The 18,504-nt window shown below is 73.1% G+C and carries 16 protein-coding genes; 10 read left to right on the forward strand and 6 right to left on the reverse strand.

The features are described from left to right. Nucleotides 1-4 precede the first annotated feature (4 nt). Together ACSTA4_RS17950 and ACSTA4_RS17955 are read left to right on the forward strand one after the other, a co-directional pair. Complete coding sequence (locus tag ACSTA4_RS17950; RefSeq protein ID WP_444960272.1) at nucleotides 5-796, forward strand: SDR family NAD(P)-dependent oxidoreductase; 792 nt, start codon at nucleotides 5-7, stop codon at nucleotides 794-796. A 160-nt stretch (nucleotides 797-956) separates the two neighbouring features. Continuing rightward, on the forward strand, nucleotides 957-1,250 hold the full coding sequence (locus tag ACSTA4_RS17955) for a hypothetical protein (protein ID WP_274973651.1): 294 nt from the start codon (nucleotides 957-959) through the stop codon (nucleotides 1,248-1,250). 221 nt (nucleotides 1,251-1,471) lie between these two features. On the opposite strand, the gene ACSTA4_RS17960 is transcribed toward ACSTA4_RS17955, so the two are convergent. Then, entirely contained in the window at nucleotides 1,472-2,758 is a 1,287-nt protein-coding gene (locus tag ACSTA4_RS17960) for a DUF5685 family protein (protein WP_444960273.1), read from the reverse strand. 325 nt (nucleotides 2,759-3,083) lie between these two features. On the opposite strand from ACSTA4_RS17960, the gene ACSTA4_RS17965 reads away from it, so the two are divergent. Then, entirely contained in the window at nucleotides 3,084-4,052 is a 969-nt protein-coding gene (locus ACSTA4_RS17965; protein ID WP_444960274.1) for an NAD(P)-dependent alcohol dehydrogenase, read from the forward strand. A 203-nt stretch (nucleotides 4,053-4,255) separates the two neighbouring features. Then, the gene (locus ACSTA4_RS17970; RefSeq protein WP_444960275.1) at nucleotides 4,256-4,741 is read left to right on the forward strand and encodes a hypothetical protein; all 486 of its coding nucleotides are present in this window, start codon (nucleotides 4,256-4,258) and stop codon (nucleotides 4,739-4,741) included. 72 nt (nucleotides 4,742-4,813) lie between these two features. Here ACSTA4_RS17970 and ACSTA4_RS17975 read toward each other — a convergent pair whose 3' ends face one another. Then, a complete protein-coding gene (locus ACSTA4_RS17975) occupies nucleotides 4,814-5,503 on the reverse strand; it encodes an SMI1/KNR4 family protein (protein WP_444960276.1) in 690 nt (229 codons plus the stop codon). A gap of 202 nt (nucleotides 5,504-5,705) precedes the next feature. Between ACSTA4_RS17975 and ACSTA4_RS17980 the strand changes: the two genes are divergently transcribed. Both ACSTA4_RS17980 and ACSTA4_RS17985 read left to right on the forward strand, forming a co-directional pair. Continuing rightward, on the forward strand, nucleotides 5,706-6,890 hold the full coding sequence (locus ACSTA4_RS17980; protein ID WP_444964206.1) for an AI-2E family transporter: 1,185 nt from the start codon (nucleotides 5,706-5,708) through the stop codon (nucleotides 6,888-6,890). A 165-nt stretch (nucleotides 6,891-7,055) separates the two neighbouring features. Further along, the gene (locus tag ACSTA4_RS17985; protein WP_444960277.1) at nucleotides 7,056-7,502 is read left to right on the forward strand and encodes a DUF6653 family protein; all 447 of its coding nucleotides are present in this window, start codon (nucleotides 7,056-7,058) and stop codon (nucleotides 7,500-7,502) included. A 286-nt stretch (nucleotides 7,503-7,788) separates the two neighbouring features. Here the strand turns inward: ACSTA4_RS17985 and ACSTA4_RS17990 are convergent, their stop codons facing one another. Next, complete coding sequence (locus ACSTA4_RS17990) at nucleotides 7,789-8,481, reverse strand: FG-GAP repeat domain-containing protein (protein ID WP_444960278.1); 693 nt, start codon at nucleotides 8,479-8,481, stop codon at nucleotides 7,789-7,791. A gap of 298 nt (nucleotides 8,482-8,779) precedes the next feature. Here ACSTA4_RS17990 and ACSTA4_RS17995 point away from each other — a divergent pair, with 298 nt between their 5' ends. Continuing rightward, complete coding sequence (locus ACSTA4_RS17995) at nucleotides 8,780-10,063, forward strand: DUF3500 domain-containing protein (protein WP_444960279.1); 1,284 nt, start codon at nucleotides 8,780-8,782, stop codon at nucleotides 10,061-10,063. A gap of 169 nt (nucleotides 10,064-10,232) precedes the next feature. Further along, nucleotides 10,233-11,120: an isocitrate lyase/PEP mutase family protein gene (locus ACSTA4_RS18000; RefSeq protein WP_444960280.1), complete on the forward strand. Its 888-nt coding sequence runs from the start codon at nucleotides 10,233-10,235 to the stop codon at nucleotides 11,118-11,120. Nucleotides 11,121-11,297: 177 nt separating this feature from the next. Here the strand turns inward: ACSTA4_RS18000 and ACSTA4_RS18005 are convergent, their stop codons facing one another. Further along, nucleotides 11,298-11,990 carry a DUF1028 domain-containing protein gene (locus ACSTA4_RS18005; protein WP_444960281.1) on the reverse strand — a complete coding sequence of 231 codons (693 nt, stop codon included), beginning with the start codon at nucleotides 11,988-11,990 and terminating at the stop codon, nucleotides 11,298-11,300. 393 nt (nucleotides 11,991-12,383) lie between these two features. On the opposite strand from ACSTA4_RS18005, the gene ACSTA4_RS18010 reads away from it, so the two are divergent. Together ACSTA4_RS18010 and ACSTA4_RS18015 are read left to right on the forward strand one after the other, a co-directional pair. Beyond that, the gene (locus ACSTA4_RS18010) at nucleotides 12,384-14,051 is read left to right on the forward strand and encodes an alpha/beta fold hydrolase (RefSeq protein WP_444960282.1); all 1,668 of its coding nucleotides are present in this window, start codon (nucleotides 12,384-12,386) and stop codon (nucleotides 14,049-14,051) included. A 135-nt stretch (nucleotides 14,052-14,186) separates the two neighbouring features. Continuing rightward, nucleotides 14,187-14,855, forward strand: coding sequence for an SWIM zinc finger family protein (locus ACSTA4_RS18015; RefSeq protein ID WP_444960283.1), 669 nt, complete (start codon nucleotides 14,187-14,189; stop codon nucleotides 14,853-14,855). 301 nt (nucleotides 14,856-15,156) lie between these two features. Here the strand turns inward: ACSTA4_RS18015 and ACSTA4_RS18020 are convergent, their stop codons facing one another. Beyond that, the gene (locus ACSTA4_RS18020; protein WP_444960284.1) at nucleotides 15,157-15,837 is read right to left on the reverse strand and encodes a hypothetical protein; all 681 of its coding nucleotides are present in this window, start codon (nucleotides 15,835-15,837) and stop codon (nucleotides 15,157-15,159) included. 954 nt (nucleotides 15,838-16,791) lie between these two features. Then, entirely contained in the window at nucleotides 16,792-18,312 is a 1,521-nt protein-coding gene (locus ACSTA4_RS18025) for an SMI1/KNR4 family protein (RefSeq protein WP_444960285.1), read from the reverse strand. Nucleotides 18,313-18,504 lie beyond the last annotated feature (192 nt).

Genomic DNA, 18,504 nt, shown 5'->3' on the forward strand with positions numbered 1-18,504 from the left:
CCGCATGCCATCGGATGACCTCTCCCAGCCCGGCCACCGCGACCAGTGGGAAGGCCGTGCGGGCCGCGCCGTCCTGATCACCGGCGCCGCCCGGGGCATCGGCCGGGCCGTGGCCGCCGCGTTCGCTGAGCTGGGCGACCGGGTCGCCGTGCACTACGCGACCCGCCGCGCCGAGGCCGAGGCCACCCTGGCCGGGCTCCCCGGACAGGGGCACGTCCTCCTCCGGGCCGACATCGCCGACCCCGGCGCGGCCGCCGACCTGGTCGGGCGGGCGAGCGCCCATCTGGGCGGGCTCGACGTCCTGGTCAACAACGCCGCGGTCAACACCGCCCACCCCCTGGCCACGACCTCCTACGAGCAGTGGCAGCGGGCCTGGCGGACCACCATGGACGTGAACGTGTTCGGCGCCGCCAACACCAGCTACCTGGCCGCCCGGCACATGATCGACCACGGGGTGCGCGGCCGCATCGTCAACGTCGGATCGCGGGGCGCCTACCGCGGCGAGCCCGACCACCCGGCCTACGGCGCGAGCAAGGCCGCCCTGCACTCCCTGGGCCAGTCGCTGGCCGTGGCCCTGGCCCCGCACGGCATCACCGTGGCCTCGGTCGCTCCGGGGTTCGTGGAGACCGAGCGCGTGGCCGAGCGCCTCACCGACCGGGTGCGCGCCGACAGCCCGTTCGGGCGCGTGGCCTCCCCCGAGGAGGTCGCCGCGGCCGTGCGCTACCTCGCCTCGCCCGAGGCCGTGTGGTCCTCCGGCGCCGTCCTGGACGTCAACGGCGCCTCGTACCTGCGCTGACCGGCGCGGCCGCGGGCGGGAGCCCTCCGAGGGACCTCCGCGCCCGCGAAGGAATTCCGCGAAACACCTGACGGGGCGGCGGCGCGGGTCTAGTGTGCTGGGTGCCAGCCGTACGACCCGCTTCCGCACAACGGTTCCCGGATCGCCCCCAGGTGAGGCCATGCCCGATCACACCGAACCCCGCACCTTCGACGCCGTGCTCCAGGAGTTCCAGCGGACAAACCCCGGCTGGACCCTGCGCTGCAACCCCGGTGCCGTCCCCGGCCGCCGCTGGGCGGCGGACAGCATCGAGCTGCTGACCGCCGAGGAGATCCACTGGGGTTTCAGGAACACGATCCTCGGCCCCGAGATCGCCACGGTGCAGAAGAGGCTGACCCGGGAACGGGAGGCACTGGAGCGGTGGGAGCGGGCCCAGCGGGAGGAGCTGGAGGAGTGGAACGACTGGGAGGACTGAAGGGGCGGTAGGCCCGCCCCCTCGTCCGGTGACGCGCGTCCCCAGGAGACCCTCCCGGAGCCGCCGCACTCGTCCGGTGCACGCGCCTCCGGGGAGGGCCGTCCCCCGTGCCCGGCAACCCGCCTCCCCGCGGAGACCGTCCCCGGCTCGCCGTCCCCGTCCGGTGCCGCGCCTGACCGGAGGAGCCAGCCCCGGTTCCCCCGCCCCGCGCGGCCTGAACGTCAGTCGCAGCAGTTACAGCACTCACAGCAATTACAGCAGTTGCAGCACTCACAGGCGTCACACCAGGAGTTCCGCGGTTTGCCCGACCACGGTCCGGGGTGCGGGTCGCGGCAGCAGAACTGGCACGTGCCGCACATGAACAGCGCCACCGCGCAACCCGCCAGGACGCCCCGCTGCTTGGGCGGGTGCCGGAGTTCGGGGGTGTCGCACGAACAGGAGTCGCAGCAGCCGCTCCTCTTCCGCGCCCCGCCCGAACCGCCGGAGCCGGAACCCTCACCGCCGGAACCGCCCCCGTGCCCGCCGCCGTGGTGAACGCCCCCGTGCCCGCCTTGGTGGCCGCTGTGGGCCCCGCTACCGCCCTCTCCCCACTGGTGGGGCGGCTGCTGGTGGTAGTGGTGCTGGTGGTTGTGGTGCTGACCCGGGTGCGGATATCCGCCCTGGGCGAAGACGCGGTCGACGGCCCGGCGCAGCTCCACCACCAGAAGCGCGCGGACCAGACGGTCGTCGACGAACTCGGCCTCCTCCAACGCCAGCCGCACGCCCAGGACGGCGTCGTCGCACAGTTCACGGGCCCGGCCGAGCCCGGTGCCGGTGGCCGTGAGCGGGTTCCAGGCGCCCTTGCGCCCGTCCTCCTCGCGGTCCTCCACCGCGTCCAGCAGGTGGGCGACGCGGCCGAACAGGCGTCCCGCCTCGCGCAGGGGTCCGGCGTTGGCGGGCCGCCCCGCCAGGACGGCGGTGTGCGCGAACGCCTCGCCAGTGGCCTCCTCGGTCGGCCGGGTCACCGTCAGGACGTCGGTGCCCGGGCCCGCCGAGGACTCGGCCTCCCGCTGCCGGTCGACCACCGCGACCAGTCCCGCGCCGTCGAACCCGAGCCCGGCGCCCGCCTCGCGCGCGTCGCGCCGCCAGCGCTCGGCCACCCGTCCGGCGAGCGCGCGCACGCCTCTGCGGGCGTAGGGGCCGTCGCCGTCCTCGATGTGGTCGGCGATCTTGGCCGAGGCCAGCATCAGCGACACCGCCGCCGCCAGGCGCGCGCCGGAGCCGTCGGCGACCTCGGCCCCGCGCATGCCGCGCAGGGGGCAGCGGCCCGCCCGGCGCGTGCCCGCGCACTCCTCGGACTGCGCCGCGGCCAGGACCGACACCACCAGGCCGTCGTAGTTGGTGGCGATCCGGGACGCCTGGCCGTGGTCGTCGCGCAGGGCCAGGCACAGCCCGCACATGTGCGACATCCACTCCTCGGCCAGCCCGTCGGACAACGTGTGCCGACAGGGACGCAGGATTCCGAACACGTGCTGACACCTCGTCTTCCGACGCCACGGCGGTGGCGGACTGTGCTGAACACCGGGGTTCGATGCCCGCGCCGCGCAAGAGGTTCCGGCCGTTCTGACGCCTTCGGCACGGCTCCGGCGGCACGGTCCCGTACGCGCGGCCGGGCTCCGCCCGCCGGGGACCGCGGCGGTCCAGCGGGGCGATCCGAGACGAATGAACGGCACTGTCTCTCATATCGGCCGTAAGTGGAGAATGGCGTCCGTTTACGCCGTAGCGTGCACGACGAGGACCCCGCACGGACCCGACGTGCGGCGGCTGACGAAGGGGACCAGAACAGTGAGTCAGATGCGCGCGGCCCTGTACGACCGGTACGGCGGCCCGGAGGTGCTGTACGAGGGCACGGTCGCCAAGCCCGGCGCCCGTCCGGGAGAGGTGCTGGTGCGCGTGCACGCCGCCAGCGTGAACGGCGGCGAACTGCTGGGCCGTGCGGGCAGGGTGCGCCCGGTGACCGGGCTGGTCGAGAGGGGCTTTCCGAAGCGGACCGGAATCGACTTCGCGGGCGAGGTGGTCGAGACGGGGTCCGGCGTCTCGGAGTTCGCGCCGGGGGACCGGGTGTGGGGCGGCCTGCCCAGGGCGTTCGGCAGCGCGGCCGAGTTCGTGGCCGTCGCGCCCCGGCAGCTGGCCCCGGCACCGGCCGGGATCGACCTGGTCGAGGCCGCGGCCCTGCCCGGCGTCGGCACGACGGCCGTGACCGCGCTGCGGGACAAGGCCCGTCTCGCCCCGGGAGAGCGGCTGCTGGTGCGGGGCGCGAGCGGCGGGGTGGGCAGCGTCGCCGTCCAGCTCGGCCGGGCCTACGGCGCCCACGTCACCGCGCTGGCCGGGGCCGGGAACCTGGACCTCGTGCGGGAGCTGGGCGCCGACGAGGCCTTCGACTACGCGAGCACCGAACCGGAGGACCTGCCGCCGTTCGACGTCGTCCTGAACACGGTGGGGACCGGGATGGGCGCCTACCGCAGGCGGCTGACCCGGAACGGGCGCATGGTCACGATCACCTTCGACATCGAGCGCGCATTCGCGTCGCTCTCCTACGTCGCCGCCTCGGCCGTCTTCGGTCCGCGCCGGATCCGCGCGTTCAGCGGCAACCCCGGGCACGAGCTGCTCGCCGAGCTGACCCGCCTGACCGAGTCCGGAGCCGTGCGCCCCGTCGTGGACAGGGTCCTTCCCCTGGCCGAGATCGCCGAGGCCCACCGGGCGCTGGAGGCCGGAGGCATCCGGGGCAAGGTGGTGGTGCGCGTGGTCGGACCGCGGACCTGAGGTCGGCGTCCGCGACCGGTTCTCCGTGGTCCGTGAGCGTGCCGCCCGTTCGCGTGGGCGGCACGCACACCGCTTCCCGGTGCACTGGCGTGCCTGCCGTACCTCCCGCGAAGGCGCGGGGTACCTCGACCACGTCCGGAAAACAGGTGGTGCGGAGCGGCCGCGCGGAGGGACACTGGGATCCCCGTCGTCAGGAGAGACACGTGTCCACCGACCACGAGCGCCCGCCCCCGCTGCCGCGACCGGTCACCGGCGTCTACGTCCGCCACGTCAAACAGACAGCGTGCCCCGGCTCCTTCGCCATGGTCTGGGTCGACGCCGAGCCCCTGCCGGAGGAGGCCCCCGGAGACTTCGCGTTCGTCGACGACCTTCCCCCCACCTGCCGGTACACCGGGGAACCGCTTCCGCGGGAGTTCGCCGAGGCGTTCGCGGAGGGCGCGCGCGAGGCGTGGCGGGAGCGGGAGGAGGGCCGCCCCGCCTTCGCGGCCCGGATGGTGCTGCGCGACGCCGTGTGGCACTGGACCGACTCCAACGCCTGGAGTTTCCAGGTGGCGGGACGGCTCGCCGCGAGGGAGATCCTGAGCTGCGCCGCCGAGGGCCGCGAACCGCGGGCGGTCGGGCGGCGCGACCGGCCGATCCCGCCGATGCCCAGAACGCTGCCGCCCTCGGGCACGGCCCCGTCCGCCTGAGGCGGTCGGCGGCGCCCGGCCCCGCCCGGGGAGAGCGCCGCCCGTGAGGACGGGCGGCGCACCGGACCCTGGTCAGGACCGGACCGCCACGGCCCGGGAGGCCTCCTCCAACCACCCCAGGTACCAGTCCGTGAAGGTCAGGGGCTCGCCGTCCCCGCCGGTGAGCGGCGCGAGGTCCTCGTCGTCGACACGGCCGTCGCTCCACATGCGCCCGGCCTCGGGGCCGGTCACGACCAGCCACTGCCGCAGCGCGCAGCCCAGGTGGCACAGGCACAGCGCGCCGACGGTACGCTCCTCGGCCCACAGCAGGTCGGCCATGCGCGCGTCCCAGGCCTCGTAGACCCGGTCGAACTCCTCGCTGTCCCCGAAGTCCTCCTCGACGGGCTCCTCGGCCCGCAGGGCGGCCAGGGACCGCGGGTCGGGACCGGTGGTCGGGAACGGCTCCGCCAGCCGCGCCGGGGCGACCAGGTCCGCGCCGTCGCCGTGCCACCGCCACCGGCCATCCGCCCCTCTGACCAGGGGGAAGACACCGTAGGCTGGCCCCGCTCCGCCGGCGCCCACCCTGAGCAGGAACTCGCGGTACCCCGCCGGAAGGCGCGCGCCCACCTGCCCCTCCACCTCGGCCAGTTCCTCCGCCGTCAGCGGTTCCAGCAGTTCGAAGCGGTGGGAACCCGCTCCGAAGACCTCGTCCGCACCGGGCGCCCGCGCCAGTTCCCGCACCCGTTCGCGGACTCCCGCCCACACATCCGTACTCGTGTCCATGGCGGCATCGTAGGAAGTCCCGCCGACAGTGCGGCGGCGACGGGACGGAGGGACGGCCGGGAGGCGCTATCGTCCGGTGGGGCCGCATCCGTCCCGGCACGCCGCGGGAGCCCCGTCGCGCGGCAGCACACAGTGAGGAAGAACCGGCTTGCACACGAGCACCACACCGCCCGGGTCCGCGCGCCCCGACCGCGGCGGCGGCATGCCGCGCTGGCTCCCCCGGGCCATGCTGCTGGCCCTGTGGCTGGTCACCGCGTTCGGCCTCGCCCTGTGGCTGTTCGTCCGGTTGCAGAGCCTCATCATGCTGCTGCTGATCTCGCTGTTCCTCGCCCTGGCGCTGGAACCGGCGGTCAACTGGCTCCACCGGCACCGCTGGCCGCGCGGGCCCGCCACCGGGCTGGTGATGCTGCTGGTGCTGGCGTTGACCGTGGTGTTCCTCAGCCTGCTCGGGTCGATGCTGGTCGGCCAGATACTGGCCTTCGTCTCCGAGATCCCCGCGATGATCCGCGCCGCACTGGCCTGGGTCAACACCACGTTCGACACCTCCTACTCCCCCACCACCCTGCTCAACGAGATCTCCAGCGCCAGCGGGCTGATCGAGCAGTACGCCTCCGGCATCGCCAACAACGTCTGGGGCGCCGGGACGACCGTGCTGGCACTGCTGTTCAACGCGCTGACGATCGCGCTCTTCACCTTCTACCTGTGCGCCGACGGCCCTCGCTTCCGCCGCGTGATCTGCTCGGTCCTGCCTCCGCGCACCCAGCGCGAGGTGCTGCGGGCCTGGGAGATCGCGATCACCAAGACGGGCGGTTACCTCTACTCCCGTGCGCTGCTGGCCCTGGTCTGCTCGGGCGCGCACTACGTGGTGCTGGTGGCGCTGGACATCCCCTTCGCGTTCGCCCTGGCGCTGTGGGTGGGCGTGCTCTCGCAGTTCATCCCCACGGTGGGCACCTACATCGGCGGGGTCGTCCCGGTGCTCGTGGCGCTGCTGGAGGGCATCTGGCCCGCCGTGTGGGTGCTCGTGTTCATCGTCGTCTACCAGCAGTTCGAGAACTACCTGCTCCAGCCGCGCATCACCGCCAGGACCCTGGACATGCACCCCGCGGTGGCGTTCGGCTCGGTCCTGGCGGGCGTGGCCATCCTGGGGGCGCCCGGCGCGCTGCTCGCGCTGCCGATGGGCGCGAGCATGCAGGCGTTCCTGGGGACCTACATCCGGCGCTACGAGGTCACCGAGCACCACCTGCTCTCCGACGCCGAGGAGGACGGGAAAGGCGAGAAGCCATCCCCGGCTCCGGCGTCCGGCGGGGACGGCGGGGACGGCGGGGACGGGGCCGAGCGGAGGACCGGGCCCGCTCCGGGGGAACACGACGGGAAGCGGGAACCGTGAGGGGCGGCCCCGGCACCGCCACGCACCCGTCCCTCCCGAACAGGAGGCCCCGGGCGGACGAAGGCGGCGGACTCGTTGTCCGTCCGCACGGGCAGGCGTAGGCTCGGGCCGATGGGTCCGGTCGGCGTCGGTGACGCCATGACCCCCGTGGATCGGAGACCGCCCGTGGCAGCCACCTCCCCCAGCACCTTCGCGCGGATACGCCGCGCCGGATTCGCCCGCCACTCCAACCCGTGGAGCGCGTGGACCCGGTGGGCCACCACACCCCTGGTCTTCCTGCCCGTATGGACGCGCGACTGGCGACATGCCGTAGCCGTCGGCGCGTGGATGGCGCTCAACCCCGTGATCTTCCCCAAGCCCGCCAACGACGACAACTGGGCCACTCGGGCCATCCTGGGCGAGGAGCGGTGGATCACCGAACGCCCGCGCGACGCCGCGATGGCGGTGCAGATCGTGGTCTCCCTGGCCGGGTGCGTGGCCGTCGTGTCCGCCCACCGGCGAAAGGCCGTGCCGACGGCCGCCGCCACGGCGACCATGATGGCGCTGACCATGGTCTACTGGGAGCAGATGGCCCGCTACCACGACCGCCGCCAACAGGCGGACCGAAGGTAAGGGGGCGGTCCCAACCCCCGTTCTCGCGCGAGCCCCGACAGACGGTCCGGGAGGCGACCCGCCCGAGGACACGTCGCTTCGGCGGTGACCGAGACGACGCGGCCACAGCGTCGCCGTACGGCTTCCCGAACAGCGCGCGCCACCGGACACACCGCCCACGACCGCCTTCCTTCCGACCGCACCCGCACCGGCCTCCACACGGGTCCGGAGAGCCCCGGCGAGCGACTGCGCGCCCTGCCCCGCGTACCGCTCCCCGCCGCTCGCACGGTGTCCGGCGCGGAGGGGCTCAGGCGCCGCACCTCGGGTAGAAGCCGTCCAGGTCGAGCGGCGGCGGGAGGCGGCCCTCCGGTTCCGGGCCCACCACGTCCACGCGATAGTGCCCGACCTCAGGGGACAGCCCCTCTCCCCGCCCGCCCCGGTGCCCCCGCACCAGGTAGGTCCCGTCCCCGTTGTACTGGTAGAACGCCAGGTCGGGGCGGTCGTCGCCGTCGTAGTCCACCACGCGCAGAGCCGTCACCTGCTCTTCGGGGAATCCGTGTGCCTCCCGGCCCCTGCCCCGCTCCGAGATGGGGCCCGTCCGCAGTTCGTTCACCGCTGAGGGGACCGGGTCGTCGCCTCCGATCCTTTCGGACGCCGTGATGACCAGGTCGAGCCACCCGTCGCCGTCGAAGTCGGCCACCGCCGCGCGGACGTGGTCCGCGTCCCGGTCCATGAAGCCGACCAGGTCGCGGGGGGTGCGCGGTTCCCCGAACCCGGACTCGTCTCCGAAGGCGATGCCCAGCTCGTCACCGGTGCCCCCGGTGCCGGTGACGGCGTCGGGGTACTCGTCGTCGTTCACGTGGGCGATGAGGCGGTCCGGCGGGTCGAAGCAGGGTGCGGGCCCCGGTGCTCCGACCGGCGCTGCGGGGGCGCATCCGCTGAGCACGAGGCCCAGGCCGACGGCCGCCCCTGCCCCCCGGTACCGCCCTGCCGCTCCCATGCCCACCACGCTTCCTCTCCGGCAGGGGCGTCCCGCCGTGCCGGGGTCGGTCGGCCGGTCAGCGTAGCAGGTTGGGGAAAGCGTATTCCCCGCGGCGGGTACGACGCTTCGGCGGCGACCGAAACGACGCGGCCGTAGCGTCGCCGTATGGATTCCCGAACAGCACCCGCCACCGGACCCGCGGCCTCCGGCGGCCTCCCCGTCCGACCCGGCGCCGACCTCTCGAAGGGACCGGTTCCCACCTCGTTCTCACCCGACACACAGGAAACACCAAGGTTCGTTCCCTACCTTCGTCCCCATGACGAACACCACCGATCAGGAGACCGCGAACGCGCGGCACCGACCGAAACGTACACGGGGAGCGTGGGCCGCGACGGTGCTGCTGACGGCCGTTCTCGCGCTCGGCGGGTGCGCCGTGCCGGACACCACCGCCTCGGAGTCGACCGCCGCCACGTCGTCGGCGTCGGAGACGACCGGCTCCGGGGACACGTCGTCCGCGACGACCGAGGAGACGATCGCGGACACCGCGTCCGCGGCGCAGGCCCTCATGGCGACGCTGTCGGACGAACAGCGCGAACAGTTGGTCTACGCCTACGACGACGAGGCCAAGACCACGACGTGGTCGAACTTCCCGGTCACCTTCGTCGACCGGGCCGGGCTCAACCTGGAGGACCTGGACGAGGAGCAGAGGGCGGCGGCCATGGAGGTCCTCCAGGCGCTGCTGAGCGAGGAGGGGTACGAGACCGTCACCGACATCATGGGCGGCGACGAGTTCCTCCTGGAGAACAGCTCCAGCACCGAGGACTCGCTGGGTCAGTACTACATCGCCTTCTTCGGCGACCCCTCCGACTCCGGCGCCTGGGAGGTGCAGTTCGGCGGGCACCACCTCGGCGTGAACGCCACGTTGGACGGCGCCGACGACTCGATCACGTTCGCGCCCACGCACCTGGGCTCCCAACCCGCCGTCTACACCGACGAGGAGGGCGAGGATGTCCAGCCGCTCGCGGACATGTACGAGACGGCCTTCGCCTTCTACGACAGCCTGACCGAGGAGCAGAGGGCCGAGCTGTACCAGGGGTCGGAGGTCGGGGACCTCTCCTGCGCTCCCGGCGACACCTGCTCCTACCCGACGGGAACCGGGATCTCCGGGGCGGACCTGTCCGGGGAACAGAGGCAGCTGCTGCTCGACGTGGTCGCCAACTGGGTGGGGCTGTCGGACGAGGAGACCACGGCCGAGGCACTGGCCGAGGTCGAGGCGACCCTGGACGAGACCTACGTGAACTGGTCGGGGGCGACCGAGTACGACATGACCCGGGGCGAGGGCATCCACTTCCAGGTCTCCGGCCCGAACGTCTACGCCGAGTTCTCCAACCAGCGGGGTTCGGCGGGCGCCGACGTGGACGGATATACCACGGCGGGGTGGGGGCACGTGCACACCATCTACCGTGATCCGAGCAACGACTACGCCGGCAGCGCCACCCAGCAGGAGTCCTCCGGAACGGGCGGCCCCGGCGGCGGGACTCCTCCCTCCGGGGAGATCCCGTCCGGCGGCCCGGACGGCGGACCGCCCGCGGGCGGCTGACCCCGCGTCCGCGCCGCGTCCCTGACGGGCGTGCCCGCCGACCGGACCGCACCACGGGTGCGCGAGGATCGGCGGGCACGGCGTAGTCGTCCGCGTCGGGGCCCGGACGGCGGCGTCGCCCCGCGTCGCTTCGGCGGCGACCGAAACGACGCGGCCGTAGCGTCGCCGTATGGATTCCCGAACAGCACCCGCCACCGGACCCGCGGCCTCCGGCGGCCTCCCCGCCCGCCCCGGCGCCGACCTCTCGAAGGGGCCGGAGAACCCCGGCGAGCGGTTCCGTGCCCTGCACCTGCGGGGCGCTCCCCTGCTGCTGCCCAACGCCTGGGACCACGCGTCGGCCGCCGCCCTGGCCGCCGCCGGATTCCGCGCCGTGGGGACCACCAGCCTGGGTGTGGCCGCCGCCACGGGTCTGCCCGACGCCCGGGGGCTCGCGCGCGAGGAGACGCTGCGGCTCGCCCGCGGCCTGTCCCGGCTGGACGTTCCGGTCAGCGTGGACGTCGAGGGCGGCTTCAGCGCGTCGCCCGCACGGGTCGCCGCGCTGGCCGCCGAACTGGAGCGCACGGGGATCGCCGGGATCAACCTGGAGGACGGCCTTCCGGACGGCGGGCTCGCCGACACCGGACACCAGCGGGCGGTGATCCGCGCGGTCAAGGAGGCGGCGCCGACGCTGTTCCTCAACGCGCGCACCGACACCCGCTGGCTGCCCGGCCACGCGGAACAGACCGCCGACCGGGCCGCCGCCTACGAGGAGGCCGGTGCCGACGGAGTGTTCGTGCCCGGCCTGCGCGACGAGGAGGAGATCGCCGCGCTGGCCGCCGCCCTGCGTGTTCCGCTCAACATCCTCCACTCCCCCGACGGGCCGCCCCTGCGGGTCCTCGCCGGCCTGGGCGTGCGGCGCGTGAGCTGCGGTTCACTGCTCTTCCGCGCCGCCCTGCACGGGGCCCTGGCAGCGGCCGAGGCGGTGGCTTCGGGCCTCCCCCTCCCCGAGGGCGTCCCGGACTACGGGGCGGTGCAGGGCCTCGCGCGGCGGTTCGCCCGGGGCTCGGCGGACGGATGAGCCGGAGACGACCGCCGGGCCCGATCGGAGCCGTTGGAGCCGCAGACGGCCGCCAGTGCCGCAGACGGCCGCCGGTCCTGAACCCGCCACCGCTGCGGGGCGCCGCGCCGCTGCCGCCTCAGTCGGCTGCTGGCACGCTTCCCGCGGCGGTGAAGACCGTGGCCGCAGGCGGGGGGCTCAGTGGTCGCCGGTGTCCAGCAGGCGTTCGAAGCGGCCCGCGGGGTGCGCCCGCGTGGGCATGGCCTCCACGAACGGCAGCAGCTCCCGCTCGGCGACCCCGTGGACCCGGCGCAGCTCGGCCACCGGGTCGGGGTGCTCGTCCACCCTCAGGTCCAGGTAGGGGTAGGGGTGGCCGGTGTGCACGTACAGAGCGGCGCTCTGTCTGCCCCGCCGGTCGCCACCGGCCGCCTGACCCGCCTCCAGGGCGCCCAGCAGCCGCCGGTCCATCCGCTCTCCGGCACCGGCCTCGAACCGCCCGGTCATCGCGTCGAGCGTGTCGGCGCCGGTCAGGATGTTGCCCGCCACCGCGTAGCCGTCCCCCACCCTGTGGCCGCACCACGGATGCGCCTGCGCGCCGGTGTGCGCGGCGGCGCGCCCCTCGCGGTCGACCACCGCGACCTGCCGCGAGTCGGCGTCGGGGTCGGCGTCCAGGACCCGGCGCAGCGCCTCCTCGGCCGGGTGGGTCCGCAGCAGCTCCAGGGCGTCCGCGCCCAGCAGCGGGTTGATCAGCGCCTGTGTGGCGACCGCCCCCGCCTCCGCGTGCGCGAACACCGACAGCGCGCCGATCGCCGGGAAGCGGCTGCTGACCGCGACACCGCACGTTCCGGTGGCGACGTCGTGCGCGACGATGGAGAAGGTGCCTGCGTACAACCGGTCTCGCTCTCGGGGTTCGGGTGGATCGGACGCCCGGCCGGTGCGGTGAGGCGCCGGGGGCCGGGGCACCCGCGCGGGTCACGGGAAGGGTACCGGGCGTGCGTGCTGACGGCCGCGGGTGTGTCGGTGGAGAGGCGCCCGAGCCCGGGCCGCGCCGAGCGGCCTGCGCTGGTCGTGCCCCGTGCCGGACGGCGGTGCGCCCGTCCGGGAGGGAACGCGGGGCGCGGGCACCGCGCAGGACCGGGAGGCTGGCCGTTTCCGGTCAGCACGGGCGGTTCATGACTTTTGCCCGTGTTGTCGGCCACGGCGCGGTGCGTACGGTGACCGGGCCGATACACGCCCCGGCGCCGCCCCCGCGGCCCGCCCGGAGAAGCGAAGGAACGACCCCCCGTGCGTACAGCACCCGTCCTCACCGCCGCAGTCACCCTGGTGCTCACCCTGGTGACATCCCTGGCGGCGACCGCCCCGGCCGCCGCCGACGACCCGCTTCGGGCGTTCCACGAGCAGGAGGTCGCCTGGGCCCCCTGCGAGGAGCACCTCCTGCGCGACGTGGAGTGCGCCTGGATCGACGTCCCCCTGGACTACGCCGCCCCCGGCGGCGAACGCGCCTCCATCTCCGTCAGCCGCAACCGCGCCTCGGACCCCGAGCGGCGCCGCGGCATCCTGCTCACCAACCCCGGCGGACCCGGCGGCACGGGCCGCCAGATGGCCGTGGGCGACCGCCCCGACCACGCCTTCTCCTCCCTGGGAGCACAGCGCGTCGCCGAGGTCTACGACGTGATCGGGATGGACCCGCGCGGCAGCGGCGCCTCCACCCCCTACCTGGACTGCGGCACGAACTACCCGGCCACGGTCCCCCGGCCCACCGACGAGGCGCTCTCCGCCCACACCCGTGCGGTGATCGCCACACAGCGGGCCTGCGAGAGCGCCCACGGCGACCTGATCCCGCACATGACCACCGCGAACACCGCCCGGGACATGGACGTGATCCGCGCCGCCCTGGGCGAGGACGAGATCTCCTACCTCGGCCGTTCCTACGGCACCTACCTCGGCGCCGTGTACGGCAGCCTGTTCCCCGAACGCCTGGACCGCAGCGTCCTGGACTCCGCCGTCCCGCCCGAGGGCATGTGGCGCGACGTCTTCACCCTGCAGAGCGAGGGATACCGGGCCAACGTGGAGCGCTACACCGCCTGGGTGGCCGAGCACGACGACGTCTACGACCTGGGGTCCACCCCCGAGGAGGTGCTGGCCGTCTTCGAGCGGACCCGCGCACGGCTGGTGGAGCACCCCCGCTACGACCAGTGGCCGGGCGAGCCGGAACCGTGGATCTACACGGCGGACTACTTCGACCAGGACGTCGGCTACGCGGCGCGGTTCCAGGACCAGTGGAGCGACTGGACCACCACTCTCTGGTACATCGTCAACGACCTGCCCTACCCCGATGTCGAGTGGCCCGAGGAGTCCGAGGAGCCGGAGTGGCCCGAGGAACCCGAGTGGCCCGACCCCGGGATCGAGTACGACAACGTCTCCCTGATGATGGCGGTGCTCTGCGAGGCCGAGTGGCCCACGCGCCTGTCGGACTACTACGCGGGCGTCCGGGACGTCCGTGAGCGCAGCCCGTACGGCGTGGGGGCGGTCTGGCACGTACCCCAGCCCTGCACCTTCGCCTCGCACACACCCGCCCCGCTGGTGGAACTGGAGCGCGACGGCTACCCGCGCGGCCTGGTCATCGGGGCCGAGTACGACGCCAACACCGTCTACGAGGGGGCCGAACTCATGGCCGACAAGCTGGACAACTCCCTTGTCACCGTCACCGACGAGGGGAACCACACCTTCTACGGGCGCGAGGGGATGGACTGCGTGACGGCGGCGGTGGACGCCTACCTGGTGGACGGCGCCCCGCCCCGGGACACCGTGTGCGCAGGGCGTCCCCGGTCCGAGGACCCCCGCACCCCGGAGGAGGAGACGGCGGGAGCAGCGGCCCGGGCCCTGGACGCCGGACCGCACCGCGACCCGCTGTGGGACGCTCCACTCGCCGCGGACGGGCCCCGGAGCTGACCCCGCGCGACCGTCCTCCTCCGGGGCCGACCCCCGGAGGAGGACGGTCCGCTGTGCACCGCCCCCGGAAGTCGGAAGGACGGGGATTTCCACTTCGCCCCGGCGCTTTCCGTGCCGCTCTGCTTGACTGGGCCCATGCCTGAGCTCTCCCACGATCTGCTGTTGGAACTGGCTGGCAGGAAGTCCTTCGACCGGGGCCTGGACTACCTCGGACGGGTGTCGGGGCTACGCCGGGACGCGAAGAGCGTGCGCGCCACCGTCCGCGGACAGCGGCGCTACCGGGTGCGGCTCACCGCCGAGGGAGCCTTCTCCTGGCGCTGCGACTGCCCCTGGGCCGAGGAGGGCAACTGCTGCAAGCACGTGGTCGCGGTGGGGCTGGTGCACCTGTACGAACGCGAGCACGGCGGAACCGCGTCCTCCGTAACCGATGTCGCCTCCTACCTGCACACCCTGGACCGCGAACGGTTGGTGGAGCTGCTGCTGGAGGAGGCCGACCGCTCCCCCGGGCTCACCCTGGACCTGGAGGCACGGGCGGCGGTGGCGTCCGGGAGCCCCGAGGCGCTGCGGACCCTGTTCGAGGGCGCCCTGCACGTCACCGAACCGGTTCCCTGCGAACAGGCGGCCGAGTACGCCCGGGCGGTGCACAGCGCCGTGGACGCGGTACAGGAGCTGGAGCGTTCCGGCCGGGCCGAGGACGCCATGGAGCTGTTCAACGCGGTGCTCTCCCTCACCAGTGAGGCGGAGGAGATGGTGAAGGACCCCGACGGCGAGGTCCTGTCGGCGCTGGAACGCCTGCACGGGTAGGGGCGGACGACTGCGCCGTGTCTGGTGCTGGCCGCCCACCCCACCACCGCAGGCGAGAGCCGCACCAGCTGGTCGAGGACCTGCTTCCCGCGTGCACGGGGATCACCGCGACCCGTACCGATGCGCTCGGCACCGCCGGCGAAGCACGCCGGCGGTGTGCGCTGTCTCGGACCGGCGCGGTGACAGGGGGCCCTTGAGACCGGCTCCCCTCACAGGCGCCACGGTGGCGCTGTCCCAGCGCGGTGAAACCGGGAGTCGCGCGGCGAGAGCGCTCCGCCCCGTGCACGCGGGCGCTGACGCGCTACGAAACCCTCGTGTCCCCACGGCTCCAGGTGTCACGGCGTGGGCTCGCCTCTCCGTCGAAGGGCCCGTACTCGGCGTCGTAGGCCTCTATCAGCCTGCGCGCATTGCGCTTGTGCTTGCGCGCCCACGGCCAAGCGACAGCGAACACCACCACGACGAACAGCACCATGAACAGCTGGAAGGCGTCCCCTGTGCCGTTCATGAACCGGATTCCCGTGAGCACCAGGTAGGGCACCCCGGCCATCAGACCGAACAGCGCGAAGACCCTGTTGGAGTTGACGCGTTCGGACTGGGGCGCCAGGTACCGGGCGAGCCGGTCCAACCGGGGGTCACCGCTGAGTTCGCCCCGGCGCAGGTGGCGCTGCGCGGCACGCAGGGTGTCCGGATCGACGTCGTGGGGGACCTTCGCCTCCTTGGTGGTCCACCGCAGCATCAGCACGCCGACGCCCGCGCCCAGGGCCGCACAGGCGGCCACTCCCGCCAGGGCGCCCAGCATCCACGGCCACACCTGGGACAACGGTGTGTCTCCGAACAAGGCCATCGGTACGAAGCAGAGGGCGAGCAGGGCCGCACCGTACACGGTCACGAGCAGCGTGACCCTCAGCATGTACTTCCAAGGATGGTTCTGGCCGTAGCGCTGGAGCAGCATGAACTGCCGGATGGGATTGAACCGGCTCATGCGGGAGGTATTCGTTTTCTCAGCCATATCCATCCCATTGCCTTGTCGGCGCCGGATAAACAACCACAGCCGCCTGCCGGATCGCTTAGCCTTCGGCGATATCACAACGACCACCTCTTCTCCGGCCCGACTTGCCTTGTCCACCAGAGCAAACACCACTTTCACTTCAGGAACAGGCATCACGATAGTGACAGATTTTCGCATGGGAAGTGCTCACCCTCCCACCGCGCCCGCTGAAACGGACACCCCGGCGACGCGAACCCTCCAGGGCCACCCCCACCCCAGTGAACGGATGACGAGACGTTGTAAGTCGGGGCGTCAGAACGAACACCCTGAACCCGCTCTGACCTGCACTGTCAGTGCCTTCCACCCTGTTCGCACGCTTAGCCGAACACCCTGGCGAACACCCTCGGCACAGAGGTCTGTCAACTCCGTGAGCTGGTTGGCAGCCGTGTAAATGAAGCTCGGATACCGATCTCGGCCGGCCCGGAACAGCGGACAACCGCAATTCCAACCTGGAACCCAAAGTGAATCAAGGACGCCGATCCGTCCTCTCCCGCGTTATGTCAACGGCGCCCATCGAAAAATCGTTCTGCGCCGCTGGGCACCGCACATCTTCCAGCCGCGATGCGGTTTTCAGAGCGCGGATCCCATACCGAAAATCTGCGCCGGGGCGCCCGCCAAGCATCCACCGCTTCCACCACGGACAGGTCCTGGCCGCCGTGCCCTGGGACGACTGAACAGTGAGGTGCGGACCCGTCCGTGCCGGTGGTCCACCCGCCGTACACGTCAGGCCCGCACCCGCGCGGAGCGCATCCGCCCCAACCAGCGGTGCGGAAGCCCCGGGCAATGGACGCCGCCTCCCCGGCACGGGCCCGGTCGAGGACCGTGCGCGCGAGGTCCGCGTTCCCGGCCAGCGCCTCACGGCGCCCGGGTTCCAGCGGCCCCTCCGCGTCACCGGACCCGCACGGGGCGCCCCTTGTCGGCGTTGAGCTCCTCGAAGGAGACGCGCTCGGCGTGGACGAGCGAGGCGAAGGAGCGGTGCCGATCTCCCAGGCCGTGGTACCAGCTGGCCCAGATGTAGGCCGCCCACTCCCCGTCGGGTGAGACGTCGCCAGCGTCCAGAATCCAGAACTGCTCGTCGGTGTCGTAGGCGACACACATCAGCGGCCCGACCAGCCCCTCGTCCGCGTCCTCCAGGTCGTCCTCGCCCAGACCGATGGTGTTGGCCAGACTGTCCCACTCCAGTTCGGCGGTGGTGCTCATCCCGTAGACGAACGTCCCCATCCTCCCCCAACCGTCGGACGCGGCGAGGAAGGAGCGGTAGCTCGGCGGCAGCCGACGGCCCAGGCGCTCCTCCACAGCCGCGATCCGCTCCTCCGGGGCGCCCTCGTTGCCGAACCAGGAGGAAGTCCGCTGCTCATGGTCGACCTCCTCCCCCTCCGCCTCGGCGACACGCAGCATGTCGGCGCTGTACTCGGTGAGGTAGGCCCGCCACTCCTCGGCGGTCACCGGTAGCGCGGGCGCGTCCCCACCCTCCGGGGCGACCGCCAGGCCCATGAACGTTTCCGGACCGCTCCGCGCCGTGTGGCGCAGCCCGTGGAAGGCCTCGTAAGCGCGGTCATCGGCGAAGAACCGCACCCGGTTGAGCTGGGTCTGGTCCGCACCCGCGTTGCGGGTGACCTCCAGCCGCAGGTACCGCCAGGGCGTGTCCGCGCCGGGGCCGCTGACGGTGAAGTCGCGCGCCAGGCGGCGGGCGGGGAAGGACTCACCGGACCGGGCGTCGAGAAGGGTCCATTCCTGCCCGTCCGAGGACCCGAGCAGGGACCAGTCCGCGGGGTCGCGGTCGGGGGAGTCGTCGGCGGGGTGCAGCACGTAGTGCCGGACGGTGACGGGTTCGGACATGGTGAAGTCCAGCCGGTCGGCGCGACGCCGTGACCGCCACTTCTTGGCGTTGACTTCGAGCAGGTTGCGGGCCACGTCGCCCACGTCGGTGTACTCGTCGCCCGCACGCACCGAGCACACCATGGGTGTGAGGCCCTCCGCGCCGAGGCTCTGGGTCGGATCCAGTTCGATGGCGCGCAGTAGAACCGTCCCTCCTCCGCCCTCCCGGTCGGCCCAGTCGACCCGCGCGAGCGGGGGTCCTCCGTCCTCGACGAGCAGGCGCAGCTCCCGGTCGCCGCCCTGGATCCGGAACCGGTGGCCGGGACGTTCGGGAGGTTCGTCCAGACGGGTCCCCCGCCACTCGTACTGGACCCCGTCGAGGGTGACGCGTGTACCGGTGAACCCGTCCATACGGGGGTCGAACACGGCCACGGCCTCGCCGCCCTCGCGGTCGCGCCAGCCGATCCGGGCCGGTGCGACCGGCTCCCCCGGTTCGATGAGGACGTTGAGCCGGGGGGCTCGCGTCCACTCCTGCGCGCCGACGCGGCGGCGCTCGGTAGAGAAGGCCAGAGGGGTCGCGTGTTCGGTCATCGGGTTCCCAACGGTGAGGGGGTGGGGATCGGTCGGAGGGGAGGCGGACGTCGCCGCCCGCGCGCCCGCGCGCCCGCGAGGAGGGTACGGGTTCCCGCCGACACTCCGGTCCCCGGCCGACCCCCGGCCGCCGTGACGACGCCCGGGTCCGGGAAGACGCACAGATCACCGACAACAGGGTCCCCGGCGCAG

The organism is Nocardiopsis sp. M1B1, from assembly GCF_052466615.1.

What these genes read in the sequence shown, in the direction of transcription:
- ACSTA4_RS17950 (WP_444960272.1), top strand. Translation starts at nt 5, where the DNA reads ATGCCATCGGATGACCTCTCCCAGCCCGGCCACCGCGACCAGTGGGAA.
- ACSTA4_RS17955 (WP_274973651.1), top strand. Translation starts at nt 957, where the DNA reads ATGCCCGATCACACCGAACCCCGCACCTTCGACGCCGTGCTCCAGGAG.
- ACSTA4_RS17965 (WP_444960274.1), top strand. Translation starts at nt 3,084, where the DNA reads ATGCGCGCGGCCCTGTACGACCGGTACGGCGGCCCGGAGGTGCTGTAC.
- ACSTA4_RS17975 (WP_444960276.1), bottom strand. Translation starts at nt 5,503, where the DNA reads ATGGACACGAGTACGGATGTGTGGGCGGGAGTCCGCGAACGGGTGCGG.
- ACSTA4_RS17980 (WP_444964206.1), top strand. Translation starts at nt 5,706, where the DNA reads ATGCCGCGCTGGCTCCCCCGGGCCATGCTGCTGGCCCTGTGGCTGGTC.
- ACSTA4_RS17990 (WP_444960278.1), bottom strand. Translation starts at nt 8,481, where the DNA reads ATGGGAGCGGCAGGGCGGTACCGGGGGGCAGGGGCGGCCGTCGGCCTG.
- ACSTA4_RS17995 (WP_444960279.1), top strand. Translation starts at nt 8,780, where the DNA reads ATGACGAACACCACCGATCAGGAGACCGCGAACGCGCGGCACCGACCG.
- ACSTA4_RS18000 (WP_444960280.1), top strand. Translation starts at nt 10,233, where the DNA reads ATGGATTCCCGAACAGCACCCGCCACCGGACCCGCGGCCTCCGGCGGC.
- ACSTA4_RS18015 (WP_444960283.1), top strand. Translation starts at nt 14,187, where the DNA reads ATGCCTGAGCTCTCCCACGATCTGCTGTTGGAACTGGCTGGCAGGAAG.
- ACSTA4_RS18020 (WP_444960284.1), bottom strand. Translation starts at nt 15,837, where the DNA reads ATGAGCCGGTTCAATCCCATCCGGCAGTTCATGCTGCTCCAGCGCTAC.
- ACSTA4_RS18025 (WP_444960285.1), bottom strand. Translation starts at nt 18,312, where the DNA reads ATGACCGAACACGCGACCCCTCTGGCCTTCTCTACCGAGCGCCGCCGC.